This window comes from Limosilactobacillus ingluviei DSM 15946 (assembly GCF_001435775.1).
Lineage (GTDB): Bacteria > Bacillota > Bacilli > Lactobacillales > Lactobacillaceae > Limosilactobacillus > Limosilactobacillus ingluviei.
In genome coordinates this window covers 1-398 of the sequence record NZ_AZFK01000078.1, presented here as the reverse complement: position 1 = coordinate 398, position 398 = coordinate 1, and the positions used below count along the sequence as shown (strand labels likewise).

Below are 398 nucleotides of genomic sequence, written 5' to 3'. Positions count from 1 at the left end.
ATGACGTTGTTCGTCCCTTCTAACGAGCCATTATTGTAAGGTTGTTCAAAACTACGCTCGATTTCTTCACGGTGATTCCGTAGCGTGCGTTGAGCCTTTTGACAAGGTTTAGGCAAAGCTGTCAACTTGGTTTTTAATAACTCTGCCAAGACTTCTGAACTTTGAAAATGGAGGGCACACAACAGTTGTTGGTAGTAGCCATACGCCGTACTAAGCGCGTCACTCGTAGCGGTCAGCCGATCGATCACTTCCCGTTCATTCAACTGGGCGCCACCAAAACCAGTTCGCCGCTTAAAATTGTGCCAGTTGAGTTTGACCGCATCCTTAACCAATAAACGCCAATAGCGTTTTAAAGCGCGGGCCAGCTTATCCTTAGAAGGCAAAGCCTTCATAGTTTG

At 46.7% G+C, this 398-nt stretch carries 1 protein-coding gene; it reads right to left on the bottom strand.

What is annotated here, in order from left to right; genetic code table 11:
- Positions 1 to 398: transposase (locus FC43_RS08990; RefSeq protein WP_162258999.1), on the bottom strand; the 398-nt coding region annotated here is incomplete at both ends.